This window comes from Pseudomonas sp. 05T35 (assembly GCF_056396605.1).
In genome coordinates, this window is the sequence record NZ_JBFTLU010000326.1 from 1 (window position 1) to 5,334 (window position 5,334).

Consider the following 5,334-nt stretch of genomic DNA (forward strand, 5'->3'; position numbering starts at 1 on the left):
TTGCTGAATCGGCGTTATCGGGGCGGAATCTGCCTTTAGAACGCTGGGGCGACAAATGCCGCCCGTGCTTTGTTACAAGTTAATTCTGCTGTCGAGCAGCGTCATCGGCCATCGCTTTCAGAAATCTACGGATCGCTTCCTGGTCGCCCGGCGTGATGCTCCGATATTGGGTAATCAAGCAATCTTCGACTTCGGAAAGGGCCTCATTAGGCAGCGTGGTGCGGACCCCATTGACGATAAAAGCCACGTCAAAACCCAGCTCGCGGGCAGCCAGACTCAGATAAGACGCTGGAGCATCGCTTGCGCCGGATTCGTAATTCCCTTGTGTGCGTTTTGAGACGCCAAGTTTCTCGGCTAGCTGATCTTGTGTCAGCCCAGCTTGAGAGCGCAGTTGTCGCAGACGGGCGCCAATCTCTTCAGAAAGAGTCAATATTTTTCCACTCGCATATTTACAATGGCAGTTTTTTGCCACATCCTGCGCTTGTCATCACACGAAAACGCAAGGAATTGCACTATGCCCAACACAAGCCTCAGCGAGCAAGCCCGCATACAAGCGCGTGAAGCGTTGGAGAAGCGCGGTCAGACCGCAAAGAATTTTGCTGAATTGCACAAGCTGAACCCTAGCACCGTATACGCGGTGTTAAGTGGTCAGAGCCATTGTCGCCGTGGGGAGGCACATCGCGCCGCCGTACTACTGGGTATCAAAGACGGCGTTATCGAACAGTAACGGCACTGACCAACAGGGAAAAGTAGAAGATGAAAAGCCCGGTTCTAGAGACGCGCAAGGAAGCGATGCGCGAGATCATTCGCAGCTACCCCGATGGACGCGAAGGCGCTGCAGCTCGCTTGGGAATGAAAGTCAAAAAGTTCGACAACCACGCCTATGAAAGTGCGGGTTGCAGTCCGCTGAGTGATGCTCAGGTTTACATGCTGGAACAAACCAGCGGCACCAGCCACTTTCCGAACTATGTTGCGCAGATGTACGGCGGATTGTTTGTCCCGGTCGCCGACCCCGAAACGCTGGATAACGTCGAGCTCTATGCCCGATCGGTTCAAGTATCAGCGAAGCGCGGCTGCGTTGACCAAGCGATTGCCAAGGCATTGGAAGACGGGTCGATCAACGAAGAAGAAGCCGAAATCATCCTCAACGCTCACAACCTCCACATGGCCGCACGACACGCCGAAGTGCTGGCAGCTATCGACCTGTACCGCATCAAACCGGGGAAAGGCCAATGAACAATCTGCCCGCAGTACAGGAATATCAGGACATGCTCAAAACCGCGGCTCTCGCGTTTCTTGAGCGGCACCGGTGCGAACACCTGGGCGACGATCAGCAACTGTTCGACCGCACCCTGCAGCACCTGGTAGCTGATTTCGATGTACTGACTCAGACCGCCGAAAGATTGGTACACCTGGCCAACAGCGAAATGTCAGCGGTATGCGATCGGCAGCGGTTGGACACTTTCAGCAGCACGTCCACGCACACCGTCATCATCGACACAGCCACCGGCAACGCCTGGGCAATCCCGGTCAGCCTGATCTACGAACGCATTCTCATCGCACCGGACAACGGGCGATTCCGCGTCACCGCTTCGTAATACACACCCAATAAATCGCCTGTCCCACCACCGTGGGTTTGGGTGAGCTGCGCCTGAAATCGAGGTTTCACGATGGCAAACGCCGTAATTGTCACCACTCAACTGCCACCGGCAGAGGCCAAAGCGTTGCTGGCCGCCCTACGTGAACAGTATCGCTTGAGCCTCAATGAGCACTGGTACGCCGACCAATTCCGCTTTGTTGCGGACGGTCTGCGCCACGGCGCGATTCTCGCCCACGTCCCGGCAATGGCTGCGCAAAAACGCCTTATGGCAGCCCTGTCCCACAGCCTCAAAGCAGTGAAGTAACCCCATGAAAGAAGATCTTCGCCACGACGTGTTGCAACGCCTCCAGTCCGACYTCGGGCTCAAGCACCGCACAGGCACCGACTACATGCGCGGCGGCACCTGCCCCAAGTGCAAAAAGAAAGAGCTGTATTCCAGGTTTGACACGCCATGGATGGTGATCTGTGGCCGACCTGAAAAATGTGGCCACACCCTGCACGTTAAAGAGCTGTACGACGATCTGTTCGAAGACTGGAGCAAGCGTGCGCCGGCTACAGACCAGCACCCGAACGCCACTGCGCGTGCCTACCTGGAGTTCGCCCGGGGCTTTCGGTTTGAGCTGATTCAGGGTTGGTTCACTCAGGAAAGTTTCTACTCCCCTGAACACAACGCCGGCAGCGCCACTGTGCGCTTCGCCCTTGAAAAAGGCGGCTGGTGGGAACGTCTGATCGATCAGCCGCACCGCTTCGGCAAGATGAAGGCCCGCTTCAAATCCAAGGACAGCTATCGCGGCGTCTGGTGGTGCCCTCCCTGCGTCGACCTTCTTGAAGCCAAGGAAATCTGGATCGTCGAAGGGATCTTCGACGCCATCGCCCTGGTACACAACGACATCGCAGCCGTATCGGCCATGTCCTCGACAGCGTTCCCTGGGGACTCACTCAAGGCGTTGGTTAAGACCCGCGAGGGAGGGAAGTTGCCTAAGTTGGTGTGGGCCCTTGATAACGAGCCCAGCGCTAACGCATACACCCGGCGTTGGGTGCGCGAAGCCCGGGCCCTGGGCTTCGTCTGCGAGTCAGCACAGATCCCGCAACGTGACGGCCGTAAGGCTGATTGGAACGATCTCCATCAGCGCTGGAGCTTCATCCAAGACGACACGAAACGTGCCGAACAGATCGCCACCGACCTCAAGCAAGCCCGCCACCAGGGAGCGTTGCTGCTGGCAGAGAGCGCAGCGGAAAAGGCCTTGCTCATGTACGACTGGAACAAGCGCGGGGAATTTCACCTGGGCTTTGGGAGCCGCCTGTATTGGTTCAAGTTGGACATGGAGAAATTCAACCGGGCTATGTCCGACATCGAGGACAGCGAGAACCACGACGACCAGCTGCTAAACCAGGCCCAACAGCGCGAGAAGGCGCTGCAGCAGTCTGGCAGTGTCGTAGAGATTGCCAACTGCTACCCCCAAGCCTTGTATTTCCAGCGCAACGAGGTGACGGACGAGTCCTGGTATTACCTGCGCGTGGACTTCCCTCACGATTCAGAAAGCGTGAAAAACACCTTCACCAGCGGACAGCTGTCGGCCGCGAGCGAATTCAAAAAGCGACTGCTCGGCATGGCGGCAGGTGCGATGTTTACCGGCAGTGGCCAGCAGCTCGACAAGCTCATGAAAGACCAGCTGTTCGGCATCAAAACCGTTTCGACGATCGACTACGTGGGCTACAGCAAGGAGTACACCTGCTACGTCTACGGTGATATCGCGATCAAGGACGGCACCATCTACAAGGTCAACAGCGAAGACTATTTCGAGTTTGGCAAGCTGCGCCTGAAAACCCTGCAGAAAGGCGTCCCCATCAAGCTGCAGCGCGAAGCAAAGGGTTTTGACGAGAAGTGGGTGCAGCTGTTGTGGACCTGTTTCGGTGCCCAGGGCTTAGTCGCCCTGGTGTTCTTCTTCGGCTCGCTGTTCTGCGAACAGATCCGCGCCCGCTACCAGTCATTCCCGTTTCTGGAAGCCACCGGTGAAGCCGGCGCCGGTAAAACCACCCTGCTGAACCTGCTCTGGAAACTACTCGGCCGCGAAGGTTATGAAGGATTCGACCCTATGAAATCCACCAAGGCCGGGCGTTCTCGCCTAATGGGCCAAGTCTCCGGCATGCCGGTTGTGTTCCTAGAAGCCGATCGCCACAGCGATGATCGGGCACACGCTAAAACCTTCGAATGGGACGAGCTGAAAGACTTCTACGGCGGCGGAACGCTGGCTACGAAAGGCGTCAAGACGGCCGGCAACGAGACGTACGAGCCCCCATTTAGGGGAACGATCGCTATCAGTCAAAACGCGGCCGTGGTCGCCCACGAAGCAATCATGACGCGCATCGTAAAACTGCACTTTGTACGCCCGACCGTCACACCGGAAAGCCGTGCTGCAGCTGATCAGCTCAACGCACTGGACGGCGGGACCCTCAGCCACTTCCTGTTGCGGGCCGTGGGCAAAGAGTCCGCGGTGCTTGAGCTGTTCGCCCAACGTATGCCCGAACACGAAGCGAAGCTGCGCCGGTTGCATACCCACTGTTTCGCCTGCAGCACGGCCTATACCAGCGACCAGGGCAACTGCAGTAGTTGCGGCTATGACTTGCGCGGGTACATCCGTGTCGAGCGGATCAGCAAGAACCACGCGCAACTGCTCTCGCTGCTGGACGGCCTTCGCCTGGTTCTCAAACTGAGTGATCCCCAGGTCGCTGCTACCCAGCGCCAGATCRTGCGGATGGCCATCGAGCGCCAGGCGTCGATCAGCTCCGACCATGCGGCCGTGGCCGAGTTTTGGGAGGTCTACGATTACCTCGAATCCTTGAGTGAGGATCCGGTGGTGGACCACAGCAGCGACCCGACCGTGATTGCTATCAACCTCAACGAATTCTGTGAACGCGCCGCCGAACACAAACAGAAGCTGGCCGACGTGGCCACGTTGCGCGACCTGCTCAAAGAGTCCCGTTCCCGCAAATTCCTGGATAGCAACAAAGCCGTGCACAGCGCTGTGCGCGCCGCGTTCAACAACCGTAACCCCTGTTCACAACCCCGGCCGACCACAGTGAAGTGCTGGACATTCAAGGCGTAAAGGAGAGCAAGACCGATGCAAATCCAAGTGTTTATGGGCAGTGCCGGCGACGGCAAAACAAGCAAGCTCCAGTCAGTTCAGGACCGTCTGGATTTCACGGGAGAAAGCGCGCCGATCATCCAGGCCGGTGCTTATGGGGAGGATGGCTTGCTGGAGATCCTGGAAGTCCGGGCAGCAGGTGGCCAGCGCGAAATCCTGGTGGACGACTGCAGCAGGCAACAGATTTTGAGGGTTCTGGAATGGCAATCATGTGTTGAACATGAGCCGAATTTTGACGGCCTGGTGATCCACCTAGCCCGTAAAGACTGACCTTGTAAGAAACAGTGCCGAGGAGTTGCAGCTCCTCGACACCCGACCACAACAGAGGGCTATACCATGCAAGCACAGAACCTAAGCAGCAGCGGCGCGAAGGCTACCACACCGGCGCGACACCTGGTGGCCACCGCAATCATCGGCGCGGCCGTCATTGGCTACCTGGTGCACAAAACCCCTGAATCACGATCCCGCCTCGAAAGCCTCAGCCAGAGGGCCAGCACCTTGGGTGAACTGAGCGAAACGGACGCGGCTGTGGTCGCCCAACTGCTCGCCGCACCCGCAACCCGGGGCGTATCACGCAATGTCTAACAG

The 5,334-nt window shown here is 57.8% G+C and carries 8 protein-coding genes; 7 read left to right on the forward strand and 1 reads right to left on the reverse strand.

Going from position 1 to position 5,334, the window contains the following annotated elements; all coding sequences use genetic code 11:
* Positions 1-79: 79 nt before the first annotated feature.
* Positions 80-430 carry a helix-turn-helix domain-containing protein gene (locus AC1DH9_RS21655; protein WP_442114696.1) on the reverse strand — a complete coding sequence of 117 codons (351 nt, stop codon included), beginning with the start codon at positions 428-430 and terminating at the stop codon, positions 80-82.
* Between the two features lie 84 nt (positions 431-514).
* Between AC1DH9_RS21655 and AC1DH9_RS21660 the strand changes: the two genes are divergently transcribed.
* The 7 genes from AC1DH9_RS21660 (at position 515) to AC1DH9_RS21690 (ending at position 5,331) form a co-directional block, all read left to right on the forward strand.
* Positions 515-727 (forward strand): helix-turn-helix domain-containing protein, encoded by a 213-nt coding sequence (locus AC1DH9_RS21660; RefSeq protein ID WP_442114697.1) that lies wholly within the window; start codon positions 515-517, stop codon positions 725-727.
* Between the two features lie 29 nt (positions 728-756).
* Positions 757-1,236 (forward strand): YmfL family putative regulatory protein, encoded by a 480-nt coding sequence (locus AC1DH9_RS21665; RefSeq protein ID WP_442114698.1) that lies wholly within the window; start codon positions 757-759, stop codon positions 1,234-1,236.
* On the forward strand, positions 1,233-1,598 hold the full coding sequence (locus tag AC1DH9_RS21670) for a hypothetical protein (RefSeq protein WP_442114699.1): 366 nt from the start codon (positions 1,233-1,235) through the stop codon (positions 1,596-1,598). The genes AC1DH9_RS21665 and AC1DH9_RS21670 overlap by 4 nt, the downstream gene beginning before the upstream one ends.
* 72 nt (positions 1,599-1,670) lie before the next feature.
* The gene (locus tag AC1DH9_RS21675; RefSeq protein WP_442114700.1) at positions 1,671-1,904 is read left to right on the forward strand and encodes a hypothetical protein; all 234 of its coding nucleotides are present in this window, start codon (positions 1,671-1,673) and stop codon (positions 1,902-1,904) included.
* Between the two features lie 4 nt (positions 1,905-1,908).
* Complete coding sequence (locus tag AC1DH9_RS21680) at positions 1,909-4,707, forward strand: toprim domain-containing protein (protein ID WP_477808760.1); 2,799 nt, start codon at positions 1,909-1,911, stop codon at positions 4,705-4,707.
* A gap of 15 nt (positions 4,708-4,722) precedes the next feature.
* Positions 4,723-5,016 carry a hypothetical protein gene (locus tag AC1DH9_RS21685; protein WP_442114702.1) on the forward strand — a complete coding sequence of 98 codons (294 nt, stop codon included), beginning with the start codon at positions 4,723-4,725 and terminating at the stop codon, positions 5,014-5,016.
* A gap of 66 nt (positions 5,017-5,082) precedes the next feature.
* Positions 5,083-5,331, forward strand: a complete 249-nt coding sequence (locus AC1DH9_RS21690; protein ID WP_442114703.1) for a hypothetical protein — start codon at positions 5,083-5,085, stop codon at positions 5,329-5,331.
* Positions 5,332-5,334 lie beyond the last annotated feature (3 nt).

Excerpts from the sequence above, each read along its gene's own strand:
- AC1DH9_RS21670 (WP_442114699.1), top strand. The coding sequence starts at position 1,233 with ATGAACAATCTGCCCGCAGTACAGGAATATCAGGACATGCTCAAAACC.
- AC1DH9_RS21690 (WP_442114703.1), top strand. The coding sequence starts at position 5,083 with ATGCAAGCACAGAACCTAAGCAGCAGCGGCGCGAAGGCTACCACACCG.
- AC1DH9_RS21675 (WP_442114700.1), top strand. The coding sequence starts at position 1,671 with ATGGCAAACGCCGTAATTGTCACCACTCAACTGCCACCGGCAGAGGCC.
- AC1DH9_RS21660 (WP_442114697.1), top strand. The coding sequence starts at position 515 with ATGCCCAACACAAGCCTCAGCGAGCAAGCCCGCATACAAGCGCGTGAA.
- AC1DH9_RS21665 (WP_442114698.1), top strand. The coding sequence starts at position 757 with ATGAAAAGCCCGGTTCTAGAGACGCGCAAGGAAGCGATGCGCGAGATC.
- AC1DH9_RS21685 (WP_442114702.1), top strand. The coding sequence starts at position 4,723 with ATGCAAATCCAAGTGTTTATGGGCAGTGCCGGCGACGGCAAAACAAGC.